Source organism: Oceanithermus profundus DSM 14977, from assembly GCF_000183745.1.
GTDB lineage: Bacteria > Deinococcota > Deinococci > Deinococcales > Marinithermaceae > Oceanithermus > Oceanithermus profundus.
Window position 1 is genome coordinate 127,580 of the sequence record NC_014761.1, and the last position, 20,047, is coordinate 147,626.

Consider the following 20,047-nt stretch of genomic DNA (forward strand, 5'->3'; position numbering starts at 1 on the left):
GGAGGAAGGTCTATGCGGAAAGGGTTCTTGGCGTTGTTGGTGGTGCTCCTGGGCGCGTTCGGCTTTGCCCAGGGGGACAAGCTCAAGGCGTGCTGGATCTACGTGGGGCCGGTGGGCGACTACGGCTGGAGCCACGCCCACGACCAGGGGCGGATCGCGGCGGAGAAGGCGCTCCCCTGGCTGGAGACGCAGTACGTGGAAAGCGTGCCCGAGGCGCAGGCGGAGGCCTACATCGACCGGCTCGTGAAGCAGGGTTGCGAGGTGATCTTCGCCACCAGCTTCGGTTACATGGACAGCGTCCTGGCCGCGGCCAAAAAGCATCCGGACGTGATCTTCGCGCACGCCACCGGGTTCAAGCGCGCCCCCAACGTGGCCACCTACATGGCCGACTTCTACCAGCTCTACTACCTCAACGGCCTGATGGCCGGGGCGCTGACCAAGTCGGGCAAGGTCGGTTACGTGGGCGCCTTCCCCATCCCCGAGCTGAAGCGCCACATCAGCGCCTTCGCGCTGGGGGTGCGCGCCGTCAACCCCGACGCCGAGGTGCTGGTGCGCTGGATCTACGAGTGGTACAACCCCGCCGCCGCCAAGGAGGCGACCGAGGCGCTGATCGCCGAGGGGGCCGACGTCTTCGCCTTTACCGAGGACACCCCCACGGTGATCCAGGTGGCGGCCAAGAAGGGCCTGCCCAGCTTCAGCCACTACTCGCCGATGAAGCGCTTCGCGCCGGATCAGGTGGTGAGCGGGCAGCTGGTGCACTGGGAGAAGATCTACATCGACTTCCTGGCCAAGGTCTACGCCGGCGTCTATACCAGTAAAAACCTGCAGGACGTGGACTACTGGTGGCTCCTGCCCCAGGGCGCGGTGGAGCTGGGCGGCGAGTACGGCGAGCCGGTGAACCCCAAGTTCGCGGGCGCGCTCAAGGCCAAGAAGGTGGACCACCCCGTCTTCGGCGAGATCAGCGTCTACGACCTGGTGATGAAGGAGCTGGCGCTGATGAGCGACGTGGAGCTGGCCTTCGACCCCTTCCAGGGGCCGATCGAGGACCGCCAGGGCAAGCTGCGCGTGCCCGCGGGGCTGCGGCTCACCAAGCACGAGCTCGAGACCATGGAGTGGGCGGCGCCGGGGATCAAGGGCCCCTGGCCCAACGAACCGAAGTAGCCTTTTGTGCGATGTGCATAGGGCCGGGCGACGCCCGGCCCTTTTTCTGGACAGCCGGCGGCGGGATTGCCTATACTTAGGCTTGCTGCGCGCCAGCGTAGCTCAGCGGTAGAGCAACCGCCTCGTAAGCGGTAGGTCGCCGGTTCAAATCCGGCCGCTGGCTCCAGAACCCGGACGGCTGCGGCCGTCCTTTCCATTTCGTGAAACTCCCCTGACGCGGTTCTGCGATGATGAGGGCGTGAAGCCCGCCCTGCGCCTGCTCGTGCTCTGCACCCACAACTCCGCCCGCAGCCAGATGATGGAGGGCTGGTTGCGGCGCCACTTGGCCGAGGCGGGGGTGGCGGCCGAGGTCTGGTCGGCGGGCACCGAGCGCACCCGGGTCAAGCCCGAGGCGGTGCGGGTGATGGCCGAGGTGGGCGTGGACCTCACGGGCCACCGCTCCAAGGCGCTGGACGAGCTGCCCGACCCCTGGGACTTCGACCTGGTGCTCACCGTCTGCGACGCTGCCGCGGAGGCCTGCCCCGCCTACCCGGCGCGCACGCGGCGGCTGCACGTGGGCCTGCCCGACCCGTCGGGCCGGGAGCTGGCCGAGTGGCGGCGGGTGCGCGACGCCGCGGGGCGGATGAGCGCAGCGCTGGCGCGGGCGCTGGCGGCGGGGCGCTGGCCCGAAGAGGCCGAGCTGCGGCGCGCGGCGGGCGTAGAATAGGCGGGAGGACCCGCCGCCGTGCACCAGGACCCGTTGTTTCCCGAGTGGAACCCGGCGCCGCGCGAGGACGAGGCCGAGCGCCTGGCCGAGCTGCGCGCCTTCGACCAGTTGGGCCGGCTGGCCGAGCGCTACCGCTCGAGCCCGGCCTTCGGCGCGCTGCTCGACTTCGTGATCCGCATGCGCGACCTCTCCCCCTACAACGCCGCCCTCTTGCACCTGCAAAAACCCGGGGCCACCCAGGTGCGGACGGCCGCCGAGTGGCGGACGCTGGGGCGCCGGGTGCGCGCGGACGCCCAGCCGGCGCTGCTCCTGCACCCCGGCGGTCCGCTGCGCTTCGTCTTCGACGTGGCCGAGACCGAGGGGCCGCCGCCGCCGGAGCCGCCGCCGGCCGCCGCGGACGTGCGCGCGGCGCTCGAGGCCTTGACGCTGCGGGTGCGCGCCCTGGGGGTGGAGGTGACGGGGCCGCTCTTCGGCCCCGAACCCCCGGGGCGGCTGCGCCGGGGGGAGGGGCGGTTCGTCATCCAGCTGGAGGAGGCGGACGACGCCGCGCGCTACGCGACGCTCGTCTACGAGCTGGCCCGCTTCTTCCTGGGCCACCTCGGTGGGTGTGAGGGGTGTGACCTGGAGGACCGCCCGCCCCCCGACGCGATCAGCGGCCGCTTCGAGGCGGGGTCGGTGGCGGCGATCGTCTGCGGACGCGCCGGGGTGCCCACCGAGGCGGGCGCCTTCGTGCGCGGCTACCTGAGCAGCTTCGCCGAGGTGCCCGAGCTCAGCCTCGACCGGGTGCTGCGGGTCGCGGGCCGGCTCGAGCGCCTCGGCCGCTGAGCGCTACTTTAGGCTTTCCAGCAGGGCCCGCGCCTTTTCCTGATCGGCCCGGTCCACCCAGGTGCGCGCCGGGAGCTCCAGCGCCTTTTCGAGCTGTTCCCGCGCCCGCTCCGGCTTCTTGAGCCGGATCAGGGCGCCGCCGTATTCGAGGCGGTGCGCGATCGCGGTGGGGTTGAGCGCGATGGCCTCCTGGAACAGCGGCTCGACCCGCTTGATGCTCGCCCCGTACATCCAGCCCACGCCCTTCTGGGCGAGCTCGAGGTTCCAAAGCGCCAGCGCCACCAGCGCGCTGTCGTGCTTGGGGTCGAGCTCGAGGGCCTTCTTGAGGTTGTCGCGCACCGAGCTGGCCAGGTTGAGGCTGGCGAGGATGCCGCGGTACTGCGAGAGGCGGCCCTGGGCGCGCGCGAGCTCGAAGTAGCCCTCGGGGTAGCCGGGGTCGGCGGCGATGGCCTTCTTGGCCGCCGCCTCGGCCTTGGAGAACCAGGCCTCCTTGTCCTTGCCCGTGGAGGCCACGTACCCTGCGTAGTAGCTGGCGGCCTTGGCGGCGAGGGCGTAGGCCGTGGCCGTGCCCTGCGCCAGGGCCTCCTCGTAGGCCTGCTGGAAGCGGCCTTCGTCGATGAGGGTGGCGGGGTTCGCCCAGGCGATGGCGAAGAGGAGCGCAACTAGGGCCAGAAACTTTTTCATAGACACCTCCAGGGTTTGAACGGTCCCATTGTAGCAAGACGGCTACCCGGAACCGGAGAAGGCCCGTGCTAGAGTTTAGGTATGCGTTGGATATTAGGATTTGCGGGGTTGTTGCTGACCCTCGCCTGGGCTCAGTTCAACCCCGGTCCGGCGGAGTATTACGCGCAATGCCGCACCCTCTACGACGAGCAGGTGCTGGCGGGGGCGCGCGCCGCCTGCGAGCTCGCGCTCGTGGCCGACCCCGAGTACGTGCCCGCGCTGAAGCTGCTCGTGCGGGTGCACCTGGACGAGGGCAACCTCGAGGACGCCGGCGACCTGCTCGAGCGCCTCAAGCGCCTCGCCCCCGACGACCTGGTGACGCGCACCCTGGAGGCGCGCTACCTGCTGGCCAAGGGCCGGCCCGCCGAGGCGCTGGGCCTGGTCGAGTTCGTCCCCGGGCCCGAAGCCGCGTGGGTCAAGGGGCGGGCCTACGAGGCGGTGGGCCGCTTCACGGACGCGCTCGAGGCCTACCGCGAGGCGGCGGTGCTGGGCGAGGCCCGCGCCCGCGTCGACGCGGCGCGGCTGCTCGAACGGATGGGGCGGCCGACCGCGGCGCTCGAGGAGCTGGGCCAGGTGGAGGGGCCCGACCTGCTCGTGCTCAAGGGGCGGCTGCTCTGGACCGCGGGCGAGCTTCCCGAGGCGGCCCAGACGCTGGAGCGGGCGCTCGCGGAGCTCTCCAGCGCCGACCCCCGCTACACCGAGGCGCTGGCCACGTTGGCGCGCGTCTACTACGGCATGGGCGACACCCGGCGCGGCGGCCTGACCCTGGACCAGCTCTCGGGGCGGGTCAACCTGGTGGCCGAGCTGCTGCGCGCCGGCTGGCTGTGGCTGCTCGGGCTGGTGCTGCTCGTGGGGCTCCACCTTTACGGCGAGAGCCGCATCGAACCCATCAGCACCCTGGAGGTGCGCACCGACCACGCCTGGGGCGTGGGCCGCGTCTACGGGGCGCTGTTGCTCGCCTGGCTGCTGGGCGCCGCGGCGGCCGTGGGGCTGGGCTGGTACCTGTACCACAACTGGCTCGCGGCCTTCACCCCGGTGCAGGCGCAGGTGGTGCGGCCGGTCTTCTTCCTCGTCGCCGCGCTGGTGGCGGGGGCGCTGGGCTGGGGTGCGTTGCGCCCCGCCGAGGAGGGTGCGGCCTCCCCGCTGGGTCGGCGCGAGAGCTGGCTCGAAGGCCTCTGGGTGGGGGTGCTGCTGCTCGCGTTGGTGCTCGGCTACGCCTGGTTGAGCGGCCGCACCGCCTGGCTGGGCCCGGTGCCCTTCAACCCGCTGCTGCCCCTGGGGGCGCTGGCGCTGGCGGCGCTGGCGCTGGCCGAGCCGCTGCTGCGGGTGCGCCTGCCGGCGGCGCTGCAGGCCCGCTACGGCGCCGGGCTGGCCCCGGTCTTCGCGGTGCTGGTGGCCGGCCTCTTCCTGCTGGCCCCGGTGCTGCTGTGGTGGGTCGTGGCCGCCGGCGCAATGCTGATCTACCTGCGGATGCGCGGCCTGCTGCCGGTGATGGTGGGCTGGCTCGTTTTGGGCGTGCTGCTCCTCGGCGCGGGGTACGTGCCCTGGGCGCGCGCCTTCTTCTGAGATGACCGTCTACTTCCTGTCCGACTTCGGCACCGCCGACGTCTTCGCAGGGGTGGTGCGGGCGGTGCTGGTGCGCCGCGCCCCCGGGGTGCGGGTGGTGGACCTGGCCCACGACCTGCCGCCGGGGGACCTGCGCCACGCCGCGCTGCAGCTTTATGCGGCCGTGCCCCACCTCGCGGAGGGGGGCGTGGTGCTCGCGGTGGTGGACCCGGGGGTGGGCTCGGACCGCCGGGCCCTGGCCGTGCGCGGCGAGCGCCTGTGGTACGTGCTGCCCGACAACGGGCTGCTCACGCTGGCCGCCGAGCTCGACCCGCCCCGCGCGGCCTGGGTGCTCGAGCCCCGGCGCTTCGCCCCCGGACCCGTGAGCCCCACCTTTCACGGCCGCGACCTCTTCGCCCCCGCGGCCGCGCACTTGGCGCTGGGGCAGCCGCCGGACGCGCTGGGGCCGCGGCTCGACGTGGGGGAGCTGGTGCGCCTGCCCCTGGCCACGGCGGCGGGGCGCGAAGGAGAGGTGATCGCCTTCGACCGCTTCGGCAACGCCATCAGCAACCTGCGGCCGTCGCAGCGGCCCGAGGCCGTGCACCTGGCGGGCCGGCGCATCCCGTTCCGCACCACCTTCGCCGACGTGCCCGAAGGCGAGGCCGTGGCCTACCTGGGCTCGTCGGGGCTGGTGGAGATCGCCATTCGCGGCGGTTCCCTGCGCGAAAAGTTCAAGCTCTTCGAGGGCGCGGCGGTGAGCCTGCACGGGCCCGAGGAGGAGCCCCCGCCGCTCGAGCTCGACTAGCCCTCGAAGGCCGCGCGCAGCGCGGGCATGAAGCCGTGCTCCGCGAGGTCGAGGCTGATGGGGGTGATCGAGGTGTACCCGTCGCGCACCGCCCAGAGGTCGGTTCCCGGGTCCTCGCTGCCCGTGGGCTTGCCCGCGATCCAGTAGTAGGGCACGCCGTTCGGGTCCACGCGTTCGACGACCGTGTCCTCGTAGTGGTGGGTCGAGAGCTCGGTGATGCGCACCCCCCTGGGCGCGTTCACCGGGAAGTTGACGTTCAGGAACACCTTCTCGGGCAGGCCGTGCTCGGCCACCCAGCGGGCGATGCGCACCGCCTCGGCGGCGCCGGGTTCGAAGTCCATCCCGTTGCGGCTGCCCACGTCGAGGCTGAAGGCGATGGAGGGGATCCCGATCGAGGTGCCCTCGATCGCCCCGGCCACCGTGCCCGAGTGGGTGAGGTCGAGGCCCAGGTTCACCCCGATGTTGATGCCGCTGACGACCAGGTCGGGCCGGCCCAGCAGGTGCACCCCCAGGACCACGCAGTCGGCGGGGGTGCCGTCCACGCGGTAGGCCGGGATCGGGTCCAGCCCCGCCGCCGCGGTGTGCTTGAAGCGCAGCGGCCGGCGCACGGTGATGCCGTGGCCCACCGCCGACTGCTCCACGTCGGGGGCCACCACGTAGACCTCGCCCAGCGCGCTCATGGCCCGGGCCAGCGCCTTGATGCCCGGAGAGAATATGCCGTCGTCGTTGGTGACGAGGATCTTCATACCCCTAAGCCTACACCCGGGGTAAGCTCGGGGTATGTTCCCGCTGGCCGACATCAACCGCCCGCTGCGCCCGCCCCTCGTGGTCAAGGCGCTGGTGGCGTTGAACGCGGCCGTCTTCCTCGTCGAACTGCTGGCCAGCCCCGCCGCCCGCGAGGCGATGATCTACACCTACGGCTTCGTGCCCCGGCTTTTCTGGGCCGATCCCCTGGGCGAGGGGTACCGGCTCGTCACCAGCCAGTTCCTGCACGGCGGTTTCAGCCACATCCTCGGCAACCTCTGGTTCCTCTGGGTCTTCGGGGACAACGTGGAGGACCGCCTGGGGCGCTTCCGCTTCCTGATCTTCTACCTGCTGGGGGGCGCGCTGGCGGCCCTGGCCCAGGGGGTCTTCGACCCCGGGTCCACCAGCCCCATGATCGGGGCTTCCGGATCGATCTCGGCCGTGCTGGGCGCGTATTTCGTCCTCTTTCCGCGCGCCCAGATCCTGACGCTGGTCTGGATCATCCTCCCCCTCACCTTCTACCTGCCCGCGGCCTTCTACCTGGGCTACTGGGCGTTGCTGCAGTTCTTCTACGCCCTCCTGGGCGGGTCGAACGTCGCCTTCTGGGCGCACCTGGGGGGCTTCGTTTGGGGCTGGGCGGCGCTGCGCTACGGCCTCTTCGCGCCCGCCGCGCCCCCCTGGCGGCGCGGTTAGTCGTCCGGATGACCCTCGCTTGGGCGGGGCGGGTGCTAGTCTAAACTTTACGAGGTGGACGTGGCGACCGGACGACTCTACCAACGCCAGCTGATGGAGTACGCGCAGGACCTGGCCCGGGCCTACCGGGAGATCCGCGCCTCGCAGGACGACTTCCTTTCCGTGCTGGTGACCCTGGTCGAGCTCAAGGCCCCCGCGGCGCGCGGCCATGCGCGGCGCGTGGCCTTCTGGGCGCTGCGCCTCAACGACGCCCTGGGCCGGCCGCTCGAGCCCGCGGCCCTGGGGGCGGCGGCCCGGGCCCACGACGTGGGCAAGCTGGCGCTGCCCGACCGGGTGATCGCCTCCTGGGTGGGCGAGGACGACGAGGGCCGCGAGCTGCTCGCCACCCACCCCCAGCTGGGGGCCTCGCTGCTCGAGCACGTGGCCGCCTTCCGCGGCTGGATCCCCTGGGTGCGCCACCACCACGAGCGCTGGGACGGCGCCGGCTTCCCCGACGGGCTGGCCGGCGCGGCGATCCCGCTGGGCGCCCGCATCATCGCGGTGGCCAACGGCTTCGACTACCGGATGCACGGCTACGGCCGCGACCCCGCCTACACCCTCGCGGGCACGACCGCCTGGCTGGAGCAGCAGGCCGGCGGCGCCTTCGACCCCGAGCTCGTCGAGGCCTTCGTGGCCATGCCGCTCGAAGCCCTCTGGGCCAACCGCCTGTGGCTCGAGGAGGTGCAGGAGTGAAGGTGCTGCTCATCGAGGACGAGCCCGACATGGTCGCGCTGCTCGAGGCCACCCTGACCCCCGCGGGCTTCGAGGTGCACGCCGAGCGCAGCGGCGACGCCATCGAGGCGCTGCTGGAGCGGCACGACCCCCAGGTGGTGATCGTCGACGTGATGCTCTTCGGCAGCCGCGCCGACGGGTTCGAGGTCGTCCGCCGCATCCGCCGGGTGGCCGGGCACGAGGAGACGCTGGTCGTGGTGCTGACCGCGCTCGAGGGCGAGGAGTACGCCCGCCGCGCCCGCGAGGCGGGGGCCGACCTCTACCTCAGCAAACCCTTCAGCCCGCTCGAGCTGCTCGAGCGCCTGCAGAGCGCGGAGCTGCTCACGGACTAGCGTTTTCGCAGGGGAGTTCGAACCAGAAGACCTGCCCCGGAGGGCGCGCCTCCCAGCCGATGCGCCCGCCGTGCTGGGCGATGACCTCGCGCGCCACCGCCAGCCCCAGGCCGTGCCCCTCGCGCCCGCGGTGGCGGGCGAGGCGCGTCCAGGGCTGGAAGATCGCCTCGGCCTCCTCGGGTTCCAGCGGGGGGCCGCCGTCGTAGACCTCGACGCGCGCGGTGCCGTTCTTGCAGGCGAGGCGGATGCGCACCGGCTCGCCCTCGGGGCCGTACTTGGCGGCGTTGGTGAGCAGGTTGAGCGCCGTCGAGAAGAGGCGGCCCTCGTCGCCCACGACGACGACCTCGCCGTCCTCGGGCTCGAGCCGGAAGCGGCCCGGGAACTGGATCTGCAGCATCTCCGCGGCCTCCGCGATCAGCGCCCCCAGCCGCACCGGCCGCCGTTCGAGCTCGAGGCGCTGCCCCGACTCCAGCCGGTAGAGGTCCAGGAAGGTGGCCAGCGTCTGGCCCAGGCGCCGGGCGGCGTTCTGAATGCGCTTCAGGTAGCGCCGGTGGTCGGCCCCCGGGTCGTCGAGCAGTTCGCTGAACCCCACGATCGTGGCGATGGGGGTGCGCAGCTCGTGGGCCACCATGCCCAGGAGCCGGGTCTTGAAGGCCCCTTCGCTCTCCAGGTCGGCGATGCGTCGGCGCTGGCCCAGCACCTGGCGCGCCTGGTAGTACAGGTAGGCGGCCGCGAAGAGCAGGACGATCACGAAGCCGAACAGGGTGTCGCGGCGGTAGGCGCGCAGCTGCACCAGCAGGTTCGAGCGCACCGTGCTGGAGACCTCGGTGGCCTCGATGACGATGGGGTGCACCCGGTCGGCCCAGGCCTCGAGCCGTTCGCAAGGCCAGGCGCGCGCCGACTCGGCCTCCAGCCGCGCCAGCAGCCGTTCCAGGGTGCGCCGGCTCTCGGGGGCGAGGAGCGGGAAGCTGAAGCTGTGGACGGCCAGGCGGGCGCGCTGTTCCAGGTTGGTGGCGCGCACCGGGTCGATGCCGCCGCGGCTGCAGATCAGCGCCGCCTTGAGCAGGTCGCGTTCGAGCTGGGAGTACTGGTAGGCGGAGTTGGCGGCGCGGGCGTTCGTGATCGCCGACTCCAGCCGCGATTGTTCGTAAAAGAGCAGCGCGGCGAGCAGCAGCAAGGCGACGATCAGGCCCGCCGCCAGCAGGCTGGGGCTCAGTAGTGGAATTCGACGACGCGGACCTGCCACACCCACAGGGCATTGTACCGGGTGGGGTCGGGCTTCAGCCGGTCGTAGGGGAAGATCACCCGCACCGGACCGTAGTTCTCCAGGGTCAGCGGGCGGCCGTCCTGCACCAGGGCGAGGATCGGCTCGAGCGGCGCCAGCTCCGCCCAGGGCCGGTCGATGCGGTAGTCGTCGAGGGCGACGAAGCGCACCACCAGCCCCTCGGTGTCGAGGTTCAGCTCGCGGATGATCTGTTCCAGCAGCACCCCCTCGAAGGTGGAGGGGGGGTCGGTCTCGTGGGGGTGGTGCCGGGTGGTGCGCCGCACCCAGGTCAGCCGTTCGAGTCCGGCGCGGTCGAGGTCGTAGCTGCGGCCGTCGGGGGTGATGAGGGTGAGCAGCACCTCGCCCCGGGGCGCGGGCGGCGGTCCGTCCCAGCCGCCGGTGCGCACCACGGTGTAGCTGGCGCCGCCCTTGCAGCCGCCGAGGAGCAGCGCGAGGAGCAGGAGCAGAGTTCCGTAGCGCATCGTTACGCATTCTATCGGGTGCGCGGGGGCCTGAGGTTGCACGTATACAGTAATAAAAGTTGAGCGTATAATATTCAATGAGGAGGTGGCCATGCCCAAGGGACTCTCCGCTGCGCGCAAGGGGGAAACCATCGAGCTCGTGCTCTCCGACGGCACCGCCGAGGAGCGCCTGCGCCTGCTCGCGATCGAGCTGGCCGAGGCGCTGGCGCGGCTCGAGGCCCCCGGTTACCCGACGATGGACCCCGAGGAGCTCGAGGACAAGCCCAACGACGCCCCCAACTACACCACCGCCACCGTCGAGCTGCTCGAGCCCGAAGGGCTGCTCACGCTGCGCAAGGTGCGGGTGCCCGGCCCCGACCTGCTCGAGTTCACCACCCCCTCGGGCAGCGTCTACGAGTTCGAGTGGCGCCCGGCGCTCGCCTACCTGGAGCCGCTGCTGCCCCGCTAGACCTCCTCGAGGCCCAGGTCCTCGGGGACGACCCGCGCCGGTATGGGCAGGGGGCTGGCCAGTTCGGTGCGGCGCACGAAGGCGAGCATGAAGTTCCCGATCAGCCGCAGCTGCGAGGCGTGGGCGCGGGTGGCCGCGAGCTTGCGCGCGAGCGCCGCGTCGTCGAGCTCGAGCTTGCGCCAGGGCAGCCGCCGCCCGCGGGGCGCCGGGTAGAGCGGCAGCCGCGGGTGCAGCCCTTTGGGCAGGGGGTACTCGTAGCCGCCGTGGACGATGTAGTAGCGCAGCCGCTCCTCCCAGCCCAGCTTGCCCATGACCCGCATCGCGAAGTACGCCGCCGCCTGGTGGTCGGGGTGGGCGTCCAGGGGGCTGGGCACGAGCACCCGGGTGGGCGCGAAGCCGCGCAGCACCGTCTCCAGGTCGGTCTCGAGGTCGCGGCCGGTGTAGCGGGCGCCCGGGCGCAGGCTGCCCGGGTAGGCCACCTCGGAGAGGCGGGTGTGGGGGCTGGTGTAGGGGAGGTAGTAGTGGGTGAGGAAGAGGCGCAGCAGCCCCTGGTCGGGGTAGCCCAGGAAGACCCGGTCCGCCTCCTCGAGCCCCAGCAGCGCCGTGGCCGCGCGCGCCTCCTCCATGCGGCGGAGCGCCAGCGCCCGCATGGCCTCGGGCTTTGGCGCCGGCCGCCCCGAGGCCAGGTCGAAGGCGTCGCCGGCGGTGAGCCAGACCACCCGCACCCGCGCCCCGGCCTCCCGCGCCTGCAGGATCTGGCCGGCCGCGGCGAGCACCTCGTCGTCGGGGTGGGGCGCGAGGACGAGGAGGCGGTCGTCCGCCGCCAGCCCCGCCAGCGGCGGCAGGCGCCGGCTGATCAGCGAGGCCCGCAGGGCGTGGTAGTGGGCGAAGATCCAGCGGCCGTTGATGAAGGCCCAGACGCTGAGGGCCAGCGCCGTCGCCAGCAGCCGCTCGAGCAGGTCGAGCCGCCACCAAAGCCGCAGCGCCTCGCTGACGCCGACGAAGACGACCACGAGCGCGGCGAGCCAGAGCCAGCGGGGCGTCGGGTTCACGGACCTATACTAAGGCAGGACGATCTCATGCCCCCCGAGCCCCTGCGGATCCGAGCCGCCACCCCCTCCGACCTCGCGGCCGTGGGCCGCGTCTCGCACCGGACCGGGCTGCTGGGCGCGCCCATCGGGCGCTTCTTCCCCGACGAGGCGTTGTGGGCCGACGTCTTCGTGCGGCCCTACCTCGAGGCGGGCTGCTGCAACTTCGTGGCCGAGGCGGACGGCCGGATCGTCGCCTACGTGATCGGCGCCTGCGACCCCGGGGCGCTGCCCCGCTGGGCGCGGACGCGGCTCGTGCGGGTGCTGCTGGGGGGGCTGCTGCGGGGGCGCTACCCGAGCTTCCTGCGCGACCTCCCCTACCTCTGGCGGTCGCTGCGGCAGCACGGGGAGCGCGCTCCCGCCGGCCGCTACCCCGCCGAGCTGCACATCAACGCGCTGCCCGAGGCGCGCGGCCGCGGCGTGGGCTCGGCCCTGATGGCGCGCTTCCTCGACTGCCTGCGGGCGCGCGGGGTGCCGGGGGTCCAGCTCGCCACGACCGAGCGCAACACGGCGGCGCTCGCGCTCTACGAGCGGTTCGGCTTCCGGGTCTACGCCCGCTGGCGCTCGCCGTTCTGGAAGCCCTACACGGGGCGGGTGCTCGAGCACCTGCGCCTCGTCAAGGAGCTCGGCTAGCCCTCGACCTCGAGCCGCCCCGGCGGGGCGCGGAAGCCCGTGCGCTTGTGGGTGCCGTCGCAGAAGGGTTTCTTCGCCGAGCCGCCGCAGCGGCACAGCGCCAGCTTCGGCCGTTCGAGGGTGTGCTCCACCCCGTCGAGGACGAAGCGGCTGCCTTCGGGCAGGTCGATCACGATCGGTCCGTCTTCGCGAAAACGCAGTTTCACCAGCGACCTCCTAGACCGGAAAGGAACGCGTGCAGGCGGGCGGCGTACTCGGGGTGGCGCCAGGCGGAGACGTGGGGGAAGCCCTCGAGGGTCCACAGCCGGGCCTCGGGGTAGGCCGCGTGCAGCCGCAGGGCGTGGTCGTAGGGCACGGTGCGGTCGGCGTTGCCGTGCAGCAGGAAGAGGGGCGTGCCCGCCGCGCGCAGGCGCGCCGCCGCCGCCTCCGGGGCCACGGCGGCGGGGTTCACCCCCAGCAGCCAGCGGCTCGCCAGCGCCGCCCCGGGGTAGAGCCAGGGGCCCATGCGCTGGCGCAGCAGGCGGCTCAGCCGCGCGTAGCCCGAGTCGGCCACCACCGCGCGCACGGACTCGCCCGCGGCCACCCGCAGCACCGTGGACGCCCCCATGCTCCAGCCGTGCAGCACCACAGCCTCGCGGGGGTAGCCGCGCTGGGCCAGCCAGTCGAGCCCGCCCAGCACGTCGCGCAGCTCGAGCGCCCCCAGCGTGGTGCGCCCGCCCGGGGAGGCGCCGTGGGCGCGCAGGTCCACGAGCAGCACCCCGAACCCCAGCTGGGCGTAGACGGGCAGCGCCGGCAACACGTAAGGGCTGCCCTTGCTGGCGTTGAGGCCGTGGACCAGGAGCGCCGCCTTGCGCTCGCGCCCGCCGGGCACCCACCAGGCCGCCAGCTCGAGGCCGTCGCGGCTTTTTACCCTGACCTCGGCGAAGTCCAGCCCGTAAAGGGCGGGCGAGAGCCCGGTGGCCTCGCGCCGCGGCCGGCTCTGCCGCCAAACGAGCTGCAACGAGGCGCCCAGATAGCCCGCCGCCAGCGCCGCGGCGCTGGCGGCCAGCCCCGCCTCGGTCACGGCTCCACCCCCGCGCGCGCCAGCTCCGCGGCCAGCTCCTCGTAACCGGGCCGCCCCAAGAGGGCGTAGGTGTAGCGCTTGCCCAGCTCCACCCCCGGCTGGTCGAAGGCGTTGACGTCGAAGAGTTCGCCCAAAAAGGCGGTCTGCCACATCAGGTGCTGCAGCAGCCAGCCCAGGTGGTAGGCGTCGATCTGCTCAAGGACGATCGTGTAGTTGGGGCGGCGCGCCTCGGCCAGCGCGTGGGCGGTGGCCGCGGCCTCGGCGCGCAGGAGCTGGAAGAGGCTCTTGCCGAAGAGGTAGCCGAGCTCCTCCAGGCCCTCCTCGGCCGGCAGGGTCAGGTCGCGGTCGGCTTGCTGGTGGCGCACGAAGACGACGAGCTTGTCGAAGGGCCCCTCGCGGAAGAGCTGCACCTGGGCGTGCTGGTCGGTGGCGCCCACCGCGGCCAGCGGGGTGGGGCCCACGTGGACGCGGCTCCCGGAGCGGTCGTAGGCCTTGCCCAGGCTCTCGGCGTGGAGCTGCACGAACCACGCGGGCAGGAGCGCGAGCCGCGTCGAGTAGGGCATGAGCACGCTGATGCGCTGGCCCTTGCGCCAGGCCAGGTACTGAGCGAGCGCCGTCTGCGCGGGCAGGTTGCCGGCGGCGTCGGCGCGCGCGAGCGCGCCCGCCATGCGCGCGCCCGCGAGCAGGCCGGCGACGTCCACCCCGGCGAGTGCCAGGGGGAGGAGCCCCACGGGGCTGAAGACGCTGAAGCGGCCGCCCACGTCGGGCGGGATCTCGAAGGCGACCAGGCCGTGGCGCTCGGCGTAGGGGCGCAGCACCCCGCGCTCGGGGTCGGTGGTGACGACGACCCGGTCCTTCCAGCGCGGGCCCAGCGCCCGGCGCAGCCAGTCCAGCGCGATCAGGAAGGCCGCCATGGTTTCGGCGGTGGTTCCCGACTTGCTGATCACGTTGACCAGGGTGGCGGCCGGGTCCAGGCGGTCGAGCAGCGCCGCCACCGGTTCGGGCTCGACGTTGTCGACGAAGTGGAGGCGCGCCCCCGAGCCGCCCAGCGCGGCGTCCAGGGCCTTGGCCCCCAGGGCCGAGCCGCCGATGCCCAGCACCAGCACGTCGCGCACCCCCTCCTGCGCCAGCGCGAAGCGCTGCACGCTGCGCAGCACGTCGGTGGCCTCGGGGAGGTGCACCCAGCCGAGCATCGCCGCGGGGTCGCCGGCCCGCTCCCAGAGCGCGTCGCGCGCGGCTTCGAGCCGCGGCGCGGCCGCCTCGAGTTCGCGGGACCACTCCACCCCCTGGTCGGGGCCGATACGGGAGGCGTCGAGGTTCGAAAAGTCCACCTGGAGCATACCCCCATGCTAAACCCCCTCCGGCGCGCCGGAGGGGGCAGCCGGGGCGGCGGGCTCAGTCGCAGCCGGCGGCGTCGCCGACCTCGAGCCGGAACCCGGTCGCCCGGCGGACGACGAAGTTCGTTCCGGGGGCCGCCTCGCCCGCGCGGCAGCCCGGCTCCAATGCGCGGCCGTCCGCGAAGACCTCGCCGCTCTTGAAGCGCAGGCTGTAGCGGACGGGCTCCGATCCCGTCAGGTGGTAGCGCGCGCCCTCGATGCGCGAGGCGGCCACCACGTAGACCCGGCCCGCGGGCCCCTCGTAGCAGAGGACGCAGCTGCGGTAGCCGCCGGTGAGCGGGGCCTCGAGCTCGCCCGTCATCAGCCCTTCGAGGCCGACGCTCTGGATCTGGCGGTAGGTCTGGGCCGCACCCGTGAGCGTGAACCCCGCCCAGAGCAGCGACATGGCCGCCACGAAGCCGCGCGCGGTGGGGCTTTTGCTGCGGGTCCAGCCCAGCCAGGCCCCCCAGAGGGCCAGCGCCAGCAGCGCCAGGTAGAAGAGCGCGATCGGCAGGTACAGGTAGAGTTCGTAGCTCATGCCCACTCCGCCTCCTCCCAAAGCCGCGCCGCCACCGCGAGCAGCGCCAGGGTCACGAAGAGCCCCACCCAGACCGGCGCGGTGGGGACGCCCTGCACCAGCGGCTCGAGCGCCGCCTTCAGGTCCAGGGGGCCGCCGGCGACGCCGAGGAAGCGGCCGACCTTTTCCGGCAGGACGACCTGGGGCAGGGGCAGCTGGGGCAGGAAACCCAAGCGCTCGAGGGCGAAGCGGCCCAGCCACGACCACCCCGCCAGCACTCCGGCGCTGGCGGCCACGGCGACGATCTGCCCGCCGCGGCCGGGGCGGTAGGCGCTGACCAAAAGGCCGTAGACCAGCCCCAGCGCCAGCAGCGGCGCCGCCCAGCCGGCGATCGTGTAGACCCAGACCGCGAGCGGCAGCCAGGCCTCGTAGCGGACCCCGGCCGCCGCGGCCACCCAGTGGACCGTGGCCACGAGCACGGCGTAGTAGACGCCGAGGACGGCGAAGCCGACGCCGAAGCGCGCCGCTGCGTGCGCCCGGCCGCTGCGGGGGCTGGCGAGCAGGAAGGCCAGGGGCCCGGCCGCCTCGCCGGCGAGAGCCCGCGCCAGCACGATCGGCACGAGCACGCCGAAGGGGGCGATGGCCAGCAGCGAGCTCAGCGCCAGCCCCAGGGTGAGCAGGGGGTCGCCGCCGGTCACCCCGCGGGCGAGCCAGGCCACCCAGACGAGCAGGAGCAGGGCGAGGCCGGCGATCAGCAGCCGGTGTTTGCGCAGTTCCAGGGTGAAGAGGTTCACGCCAGCACCTCCCGGAAGGCCTGGGCCACGCTCTGACCGCGTTCGCGCAGCTCCTCGGCCGAGGCGTTGAGGACCACCCGCCCCTCCTTCATGAAGACGGCGCGGTCGAAGATGCCCTCGGCCTCGGCCACCTCGTGGGTGGAGAGCACGTAGGTGGCGTCTTCGCGCCACTCGCTCACCAGCGCCGCCAGGATGCGGTCGCGGGTGATCAGGTCCACCCCGCCCAGGGGTTCGTCGAGCAGGTAGAGCCGCACCTTGCGGGCCAGCGTGGCCGCGAGCAGGAAGCGCGCCCGCTGCCCCTTGGACAGCTGCGCCAGGCTGCGGCGCGGCACCTCGAGCTGGTCGAGCAGCTCGAGGAAACGCGCGGGGCGGAAGTCGGGGTAGAGGCTCCCGAACAGGCCCACCGCGCCCTTGGGGTCGAGCCACTCGTACATCTGCCCCCGTTCGGGCAGGAAGGCGATCTCGCCCCGCACCCGCCGCGGCGGGGCGCCGTCCAGCCGCACCTCGCCGGCGTCGGGGTAGAGCAGCCCGGCCATCAGCTTGAGCGTCGTGGACTTGCCCGCGCCGTTGGTGCCCAGCAGCCCCACCACGCCGCCGGTCGGAAGCTCGAGCGAGAGTTCGTCGACCGCGACGGTGCCGCCGAAGCGCCGGGTCACACGATCGAGCCTAAGGTGCATCGCCCACCTCCTCCAGGACCTCGCGGGCCGCGTTCAGGTCCATGCCCAGCGCCCGTACGGTGCGCAGGTAGGCGCGCGCCGCCGCCTCCAGCTCGCGCCGGCGGATCGCCTCGACGTCCACGTCCTCGCGCACGAAGGTGCCCAGGCCGCGGCGGGTCTCGGTGATGCCCTCGCGCTCGAGCTCGGCGTAGGCGTGCACCACGGTGTTGGGGTTGACCCGCGCCTCCTCGGCCAGCGTCCGCGCCGAGGGCAGCTTGCCCCCGGGGGCGAGCTCACCGCGGGCCAGCATGCGCTTCACCTCCGCGGCGATCTGGGCGTAGATCGGTCCCTTCTCGGGTTCGATGTGCCACAAGTACCTCACCTCCACGCCCCGAGTGTACTACAACACTAGTACACCATGCAACCCCTACGGATGGCTGCGCTAAACTGGGGTATGTCTGTAAAGAAGATTCCCCTCGAAGTCCTCTTCGGCGATCCCGAGCTGGGTCAGGTGCAGGTCGCCCCCGACGGCCGGAGCGTCGCCTTCATCGCCCCCTGGGAGGGGGTGAAGAACCTGTGGGTGCAGGACCTGGCGACCGGCGCGCGCCGCCGCGTCACCGCCGACCGCGGCCGCGGGATCGTCGCTTACGGCTGGCTGCCCTCCGGCCTCCTCGTCTACATGCAGGACGAGGGCGGCGACGAGAACTGGCGCCTCTACGCCCAGGACCCCGAAGGCGGCGCGCCGCGGCTGCTCACGCCGGGCGAAGGGGTGCAGGCGCGCATCCTGAAGGCCCACCCCGACTTTCCCGACGAGCTGCTGGTGCTGCTCAACGACCGCGACCCGGCGTTGCACGACGTCTGGCGGGTGAACGCCCGCACGGGCGAGCGCGTGCGCGTCCTCGAAAACCCCGGCTACGTGGGCTTCCTGGCCGACGAGCGCCTGCGGGTGCGCGCCGCCTTCCGCCCCACCGACGACGGCGGAGGCGAGCTCTTCGTGCGCGAGGGCGACGCCTGGCGGCCGCTGCGGCGCTGGGGCTTCGAGGACGGTCTGAGCACCTGGCCCCTCGAGGTGCGGGGCCGCACCCTCTACATGTCCTCCTCCGTCGGCCGCGAGACCGCGGCGCTGCTGGCCGTGGACCTCGCGACCGGCGAGGAGCGGGTGCTGGCCGAGGATCCGGGGTACGACCTGCCCGACAACGAGGGCCTGCTCTTCCACCCCCGCGCCGAACGCCCCGAGGCGGTGGCGGTGATGCGCGACCGGCTCGGCTGGATCGTCCTCGATCCGGCGCTCGAGCCCGACTTCGCGCGGCTCGCGGAGCTGGAAGGCGACGTCTACATCGCCAACCGCGACCTGGCGAACCGCGTCTGGGCGGTACGCGAGGAGCTGGATCACCGCAGCCCCCGCTACTGGATCTACGACCGCGAAACCCGCGAACTCGAGCTCCTGGGCGACGTGCTCCCGGCGCTCGCCGCCTACACCCTGGCCCCGAGGCGAACGGTCCGCTACCGCGCCAAGGACGGCCTCGAGATCGAGGGCTACCTGACGCTGCCGCCGGGCCGCGAACCGCGCAACCTGCCCGCGGTCATCCTGCCCCACGGCGGACCCTGGCACCGCGACACCTGGGGCTTCGACCCCTGGGCCCAGTGGCTCGCCAACCGCGGATTCGCCGTGCTCCAGCCCAACTTCCGCGGCTCCACCGGCTACGGCAAGGCCTTGCTCAACGCCGGGAACAAGCAGTGGGGCCGGGCCATGCAGGACGACCTGAGCGACGCCGTGCGCTGGCTGGTGGAACAGGGGATCGCCGATCCCCGGCGGGTGGCCATCATGGGCGGTTCCTACGGCGGCTACGCCACCCTGGCGGGGCTGGCCTTCACCCCCGAACTCTACGCCGCGGGCGTCGACATCGTGGGGCCTTCGAACCTGTTTACCCTGCTCGAGACCGTGCCGCCCTACTGGAAGCCGATGATCGCGCTCTTCTACACCCGCATGGGCCATCCCGAGCACGACGCCGACCTCCTGCGCGAGGTCTCGCCCCTCTTCCACGCCGATCGGATCCGCGCGCCCCTGCTCATCGGCCAGGGCGCCAACGACCCCCGGGTCAAGCGCGCCGAGAGCCTGCAGATCGTCGAGGCGCTGAGGGAAAAGGGCAAGCCGGTGGAGTACGTGGAGTACCCCGACGAGGGCCACGGCTTCCTGAAGGCGGAGAACCGGCTCGACTTCTTCCGCAGGGCCGAGGCCTTCCTGACCCGGCACCTGAACCCTTAGGAGGCGACGTGGCGGAGACGGTGCTCGCACGGATCTACGAGGCGTTGGGCGAGGAGGGGCTGCGCAAGGCCCGCTGGCAGCAGAAGGTGCGCGTCTGGGGCCTGCTGGCCCAGGTCGCCGGCGTGGCGCTCTTCGCGCTCGTCATGCTGCCCACCGGCTGGGCCGCGGCACTGCGCGACGCCCTGGGGGGCGGGGGCGCTTTCGGGGCGCTGCTGGTGGTGCTGGCGCTGATGGCGCTGCAAAGCGTCTTCACCCTGCCGCTGGCGTGGTACTTCGGCTACCGGGTGGAGCAGCTGCTGGGAACGAACCGTCAGACGCTTTCCGGCTGGCTGCTCGACTACCTCAAGCAAGGCCTTCTCTCCACCGTGCTCTTCGGCCTCTTCTTCTGGGGCGTCTACCTGGTCTTCCGCGCCTGGCCCACGGCCTGGCTGCCGGCGCTGGCGGGGGTGGTGGTGCTGTTGGTGCTGGGCCTCTACCTGGCGCAGCCGCTGATGGTCCGGGCCCAGTTCAAAGCCGAGCCCCTCGAGGACGAGGAGCTCTCCGCCCGCCTGGCGCGCGTCTTCGAGAAGGCGGGTTTCGCCTACGGGGGCGTGAGCGTGCTGCGGGCGGGGGAGAAGACCGCGCGCGGCAACGCCGCGCTCGTGCCCAAGGGGGGCCGGCTCGAGGTGATGGTCTTCGACACCCTGCTCGAGGAGATCGGGCCCGAGGGGCTCGAGGTGGTGGTCGCCCACGAGCTGGGCCACCGCGCCCACAAGGACTGGCCCTGGATGCTGGGCCTTTACGGCCTGCTCTTCGTGGTCGGCATCGCGCTGGCGCACGCGGCGCTCGCCTGGACGGCCGGCCGCTGGGGGCTCGCCGGGGCCGGCGACCCGGCGACGCTGCCGCTGCTCCTGCTGGTGCTGAACCTTTGGATGCTGGTGGCGCAGGTGGCGATGAACGCCTTCATGCGTTCGCGCGAGTTCGCGGCCGACCGCTACGCCCTCGAGCTGGTGCCCAACCTGGAGGCCTTTGAGCGCACCTTCGTCACCCTGGCCCGGCAGAACCTGGCCGACCCCGAGCCGCCGGAGTGGGTGGAGTTCTGGCTGCACGACCACCCCTCGATCGCGCGGCGGCTGGAAGCGGCGCGCCGGGCGGTGCGTTCGGGGTAGCCGCCGC

The 20,047-nt window shown here is 72.8% G+C and carries 24 protein-coding genes and 1 tRNA gene; 13 read left to right on the forward strand and 12 right to left on the reverse strand.

What is annotated here, in order from left to right; translation table 11 throughout:
• The first annotated feature begins 12 nt into the window (after nucleotides 1-12).
• From OCEPR_RS00610 to OCEPR_RS00625, 4 genes are all read left to right on the forward strand, one after another.
• Nucleotides 13-1,161 carry a BMP family ABC transporter substrate-binding protein gene (locus tag OCEPR_RS00610; RefSeq protein ID WP_013456764.1) on the forward strand — a complete coding sequence of 383 codons (1,149 nt, stop codon included), beginning with the start codon at nucleotides 13-15 and terminating at the stop codon, nucleotides 1,159-1,161.
• Nucleotides 1,162-1,252: 91 nt separating this feature from the next.
• Nucleotides 1,253-1,327, forward strand: a tRNA-Thr gene (locus OCEPR_RS00615).
• An 84-nt stretch (nucleotides 1,328-1,411) separates the two neighbouring features.
• Complete coding sequence (locus OCEPR_RS00620; RefSeq protein ID WP_041554322.1) at nucleotides 1,412-1,867, forward strand: arsenate reductase ArsC; 456 nt, start codon at nucleotides 1,412-1,414, stop codon at nucleotides 1,865-1,867.
• 18 nt (nucleotides 1,868-1,885) lie between these two features.
• Nucleotides 1,886-2,692 (forward strand): hypothetical protein, encoded by an 807-nt coding sequence (locus OCEPR_RS00625; protein WP_013456766.1) that lies wholly within the window; start codon nucleotides 1,886-1,888, stop codon nucleotides 2,690-2,692.
• Between the two features lie 3 nt (nucleotides 2,693-2,695).
• Here OCEPR_RS00625 and OCEPR_RS00630 read toward each other — a convergent pair whose 3' ends face one another.
• On the reverse strand, nucleotides 2,696-3,376 hold the full coding sequence (locus OCEPR_RS00630; protein WP_013456767.1) for a hypothetical protein: 681 nt from the start codon (nucleotides 3,374-3,376) through the stop codon (nucleotides 2,696-2,698).
• Between the two features lie 81 nt (nucleotides 3,377-3,457).
• On the opposite strand from OCEPR_RS00630, the gene OCEPR_RS00635 reads away from it, so the two are divergent.
• Nucleotides 3,458-4,981, forward strand: a complete 1,524-nt coding sequence (locus OCEPR_RS00635) for a tetratricopeptide repeat protein (RefSeq protein WP_013456768.1) — start codon at nucleotides 3,458-3,460, stop codon at nucleotides 4,979-4,981.
• A gap of 1 nt (nucleotide 4,982) precedes the next feature.
• On the forward strand, nucleotides 4,983-5,765 hold the full coding sequence (locus tag OCEPR_RS00640; protein WP_013456769.1) for an SAM hydrolase/SAM-dependent halogenase family protein: 783 nt from the start codon (nucleotides 4,983-4,985) through the stop codon (nucleotides 5,763-5,765).
• Here the strand turns inward: OCEPR_RS00640 and surE are convergent.
• Nucleotides 5,762-6,511: a 5'/3'-nucleotidase SurE gene (surE, locus tag OCEPR_RS00645; RefSeq protein WP_013456770.1), complete on the reverse strand. Its 750-nt coding sequence runs from the start codon at nucleotides 6,509-6,511 to the stop codon at nucleotides 5,762-5,764. The two genes, OCEPR_RS00640 and surE, sit on opposite strands and share 4 nt — an antisense overlap.
• A 34-nt stretch (nucleotides 6,512-6,545) precedes the next feature.
• Here surE and OCEPR_RS00650 point away from each other — a divergent pair, with 34 nt between their 5' ends.
• From OCEPR_RS00650 to OCEPR_RS00660, 3 genes are read left to right on the forward strand one after another with little or no spacing between them, the layout of a single operon-like run.
• Nucleotides 6,546-7,202 carry a rhomboid family intramembrane serine protease gene (locus tag OCEPR_RS00650; RefSeq protein ID WP_013456771.1) on the forward strand — a complete coding sequence of 219 codons (657 nt, stop codon included), beginning with the start codon at nucleotides 6,546-6,548 and terminating at the stop codon, nucleotides 7,200-7,202.
• 54 nt (nucleotides 7,203-7,256) lie between these two features.
• Nucleotides 7,257-7,934: an HD-GYP domain-containing protein gene (locus OCEPR_RS12125; RefSeq protein WP_049773452.1), complete on the forward strand. Its 678-nt coding sequence runs from the start codon at nucleotides 7,257-7,259 to the stop codon at nucleotides 7,932-7,934.
• Nucleotides 7,931-8,305, forward strand: a complete 375-nt coding sequence (locus tag OCEPR_RS00660) for a response regulator transcription factor (RefSeq protein WP_013456773.1) — start codon at nucleotides 7,931-7,933, stop codon at nucleotides 8,303-8,305. The genes OCEPR_RS12125 and OCEPR_RS00660 overlap by 4 nt, the downstream gene beginning before the upstream one ends.
• Here the strand turns inward: OCEPR_RS00660 and OCEPR_RS00665 are convergent.
• Together OCEPR_RS00665 and OCEPR_RS12710 are read right to left on the reverse strand one after the other, a co-directional pair.
• Entirely contained in the window at nucleotides 8,295-9,551 is a 1,257-nt protein-coding gene (locus tag OCEPR_RS00665; RefSeq protein WP_148229243.1) for a sensor histidine kinase, read from the reverse strand. The genes OCEPR_RS00660 and OCEPR_RS00665 overlap by 11 nt on opposite strands.
• The gene (locus OCEPR_RS12710) at nucleotides 9,518-10,051 is read right to left on the reverse strand and encodes a putative pterin-binding protein (protein WP_013456775.1); all 534 of its coding nucleotides are present in this window, start codon (nucleotides 10,049-10,051) and stop codon (nucleotides 9,518-9,520) included. The genes OCEPR_RS00665 and OCEPR_RS12710 overlap by 34 nt, the downstream gene beginning before the upstream one ends.
• Before the next feature lie 91 nt (nucleotides 10,052-10,142).
• Here OCEPR_RS12710 and OCEPR_RS00675 point away from each other — a divergent pair, with 91 nt between their 5' ends.
• The gene (locus OCEPR_RS00675) at nucleotides 10,143-10,499 is read left to right on the forward strand and encodes a hypothetical protein (RefSeq protein WP_013456776.1); all 357 of its coding nucleotides are present in this window, start codon (nucleotides 10,143-10,145) and stop codon (nucleotides 10,497-10,499) included.
• Here the strand turns inward: OCEPR_RS00675 and OCEPR_RS00680 are convergent.
• Entirely contained in the window at nucleotides 10,496-11,551 is a 1,056-nt protein-coding gene (locus OCEPR_RS00680) for a PIG-L deacetylase family protein (protein ID WP_013456777.1), read from the reverse strand. The genes OCEPR_RS00675 and OCEPR_RS00680 overlap by 4 nt on opposite strands.
• A 27-nt stretch (nucleotides 11,552-11,578) precedes the next feature.
• Between OCEPR_RS00680 and OCEPR_RS00685 the strand changes: the two genes are divergently transcribed.
• A complete protein-coding gene (locus tag OCEPR_RS00685) occupies nucleotides 11,579-12,220 on the forward strand; it encodes a GNAT family N-acetyltransferase (RefSeq protein WP_013456778.1) in 642 nt (213 codons plus the stop codon).
• Here OCEPR_RS00685 and OCEPR_RS00690 read toward each other — a convergent pair.
• Genes OCEPR_RS00690 through OCEPR_RS00720 form a run of 7 tightly spaced genes read right to left on the reverse strand, consistent with a single transcriptional unit; the run spans nucleotide 12,217 to nucleotide 17,014 of the window.
• On the reverse strand, nucleotides 12,217-12,426 hold the full coding sequence (locus OCEPR_RS00690) for a CDGSH iron-sulfur domain-containing protein (protein ID WP_013456779.1): 210 nt from the start codon (nucleotides 12,424-12,426) through the stop codon (nucleotides 12,217-12,219). The two genes, OCEPR_RS00685 and OCEPR_RS00690, sit on opposite strands and share 4 nt — an antisense overlap.
• Complete coding sequence (locus tag OCEPR_RS00695) at nucleotides 12,423-13,283, reverse strand: alpha/beta hydrolase (protein WP_013456780.1); 861 nt, start codon at nucleotides 13,281-13,283, stop codon at nucleotides 12,423-12,425. Before OCEPR_RS00695 ends, OCEPR_RS00690 begins: the two co-directional genes overlap by 4 nt.
• Nucleotides 13,280-14,623 (reverse strand): hypothetical protein, encoded by a 1,344-nt coding sequence (locus OCEPR_RS00700; RefSeq protein ID WP_013456781.1) that lies wholly within the window; start codon nucleotides 14,621-14,623, stop codon nucleotides 13,280-13,282. The genes OCEPR_RS00695 and OCEPR_RS00700 overlap by 4 nt, the downstream gene beginning before the upstream one ends.
• A gap of 55 nt (nucleotides 14,624-14,678) precedes the next feature.
• Nucleotides 14,679-15,197 (reverse strand): hypothetical protein, encoded by a 519-nt coding sequence (locus tag OCEPR_RS00705; RefSeq protein ID WP_013456782.1) that lies wholly within the window; start codon nucleotides 15,195-15,197, stop codon nucleotides 14,679-14,681.
• Complete coding sequence (locus OCEPR_RS00710; RefSeq protein ID WP_013456783.1) at nucleotides 15,194-15,970, reverse strand: hypothetical protein; 777 nt, start codon at nucleotides 15,968-15,970, stop codon at nucleotides 15,194-15,196. The genes OCEPR_RS00705 and OCEPR_RS00710 overlap by 4 nt, the downstream gene beginning before the upstream one ends.
• The gene (locus tag OCEPR_RS00715; protein WP_013456784.1) at nucleotides 15,967-16,647 is read right to left on the reverse strand and encodes an ABC transporter ATP-binding protein; all 681 of its coding nucleotides are present in this window, start codon (nucleotides 16,645-16,647) and stop codon (nucleotides 15,967-15,969) included. The genes OCEPR_RS00710 and OCEPR_RS00715 overlap by 4 nt, the downstream gene beginning before the upstream one ends.
• Entirely contained in the window at nucleotides 16,637-17,014 is a 378-nt protein-coding gene (locus OCEPR_RS00720) for a GntR family transcriptional regulator (RefSeq protein WP_245544463.1), read from the reverse strand. The genes OCEPR_RS00715 and OCEPR_RS00720 overlap by 11 nt, the downstream gene beginning before the upstream one ends.
• 66 nt (nucleotides 17,015-17,080) lie before the next feature.
• Between OCEPR_RS00720 and OCEPR_RS00725 the strand changes: the two genes are divergently transcribed.
• Entirely contained in the window at nucleotides 17,081-18,892 is a 1,812-nt protein-coding gene (locus OCEPR_RS00725; RefSeq protein ID WP_013456786.1) for a S9 family peptidase, read from the forward strand.
• 8 nt (nucleotides 18,893-18,900) lie between these two features.
• On the forward strand, nucleotides 18,901-20,040 hold the full coding sequence (locus tag OCEPR_RS00730; RefSeq protein WP_013456787.1) for a M48 family metalloprotease: 1,140 nt from the start codon (nucleotides 18,901-18,903) through the stop codon (nucleotides 20,038-20,040).
• Nucleotides 20,041-20,047: the final 7 nt, after the last annotated feature.

What these genes read in the sequence shown, in the direction of transcription:
- OCEPR_RS00610 (WP_013456764.1), top strand. Translation starts at nt 13, where the DNA reads ATGCGGAAAGGGTTCTTGGCGTTGTTGGTGGTGCTCCTGGGCGCGTTC.
- OCEPR_RS00630 (WP_013456767.1), bottom strand. Translation starts at nt 3,376, where the DNA reads ATGAAAAAGTTTCTGGCCCTAGTTGCGCTCCTCTTCGCCATCGCCTGG.
- OCEPR_RS00635 (WP_013456768.1), top strand. Translation starts at nt 3,458, where the DNA reads ATGCGTTGGATATTAGGATTTGCGGGGTTGTTGCTGACCCTCGCCTGG.
- OCEPR_RS00640 (WP_013456769.1), top strand. Translation starts at nt 4,983, where the DNA reads ATGACCGTCTACTTCCTGTCCGACTTCGGCACCGCCGACGTCTTCGCA.
- surE (WP_013456770.1), bottom strand. Translation starts at nt 6,511, where the DNA reads ATGAAGATCCTCGTCACCAACGACGACGGCATATTCTCTCCGGGCATC.
- OCEPR_RS00650 (WP_013456771.1), top strand. Translation starts at nt 6,546, where the DNA reads ATGTTCCCGCTGGCCGACATCAACCGCCCGCTGCGCCCGCCCCTCGTG.
- OCEPR_RS12710 (WP_013456775.1), bottom strand. Translation starts at nt 10,051, where the DNA reads ATGCGCTACGGAACTCTGCTCCTGCTCCTCGCGCTGCTCCTCGGCGGC.
- OCEPR_RS00675 (WP_013456776.1), top strand. Translation starts at nt 10,143, where the DNA reads ATGCCCAAGGGACTCTCCGCTGCGCGCAAGGGGGAAACCATCGAGCTC.
- OCEPR_RS00685 (WP_013456778.1), top strand. Translation starts at nt 11,579, where the DNA reads ATGCCCCCCGAGCCCCTGCGGATCCGAGCCGCCACCCCCTCCGACCTC.
- OCEPR_RS00700 (WP_013456781.1), bottom strand. Translation starts at nt 14,623, where the DNA reads ATGCTCCAGGTGGACTTTTCGAACCTCGACGCCTCCCGTATCGGCCCC.
- OCEPR_RS00705 (WP_013456782.1), bottom strand. Translation starts at nt 15,197, where the DNA reads ATGAGCTACGAACTCTACCTGTACCTGCCGATCGCGCTCTTCTACCTG.
- OCEPR_RS00715 (WP_013456784.1), bottom strand. Translation starts at nt 16,647, where the DNA reads ATGCACCTTAGGCTCGATCGTGTGACCCGGCGCTTCGGCGGCACCGTC.
- OCEPR_RS00725 (WP_013456786.1), top strand. Translation starts at nt 17,081, where the DNA reads ATGTCTGTAAAGAAGATTCCCCTCGAAGTCCTCTTCGGCGATCCCGAG.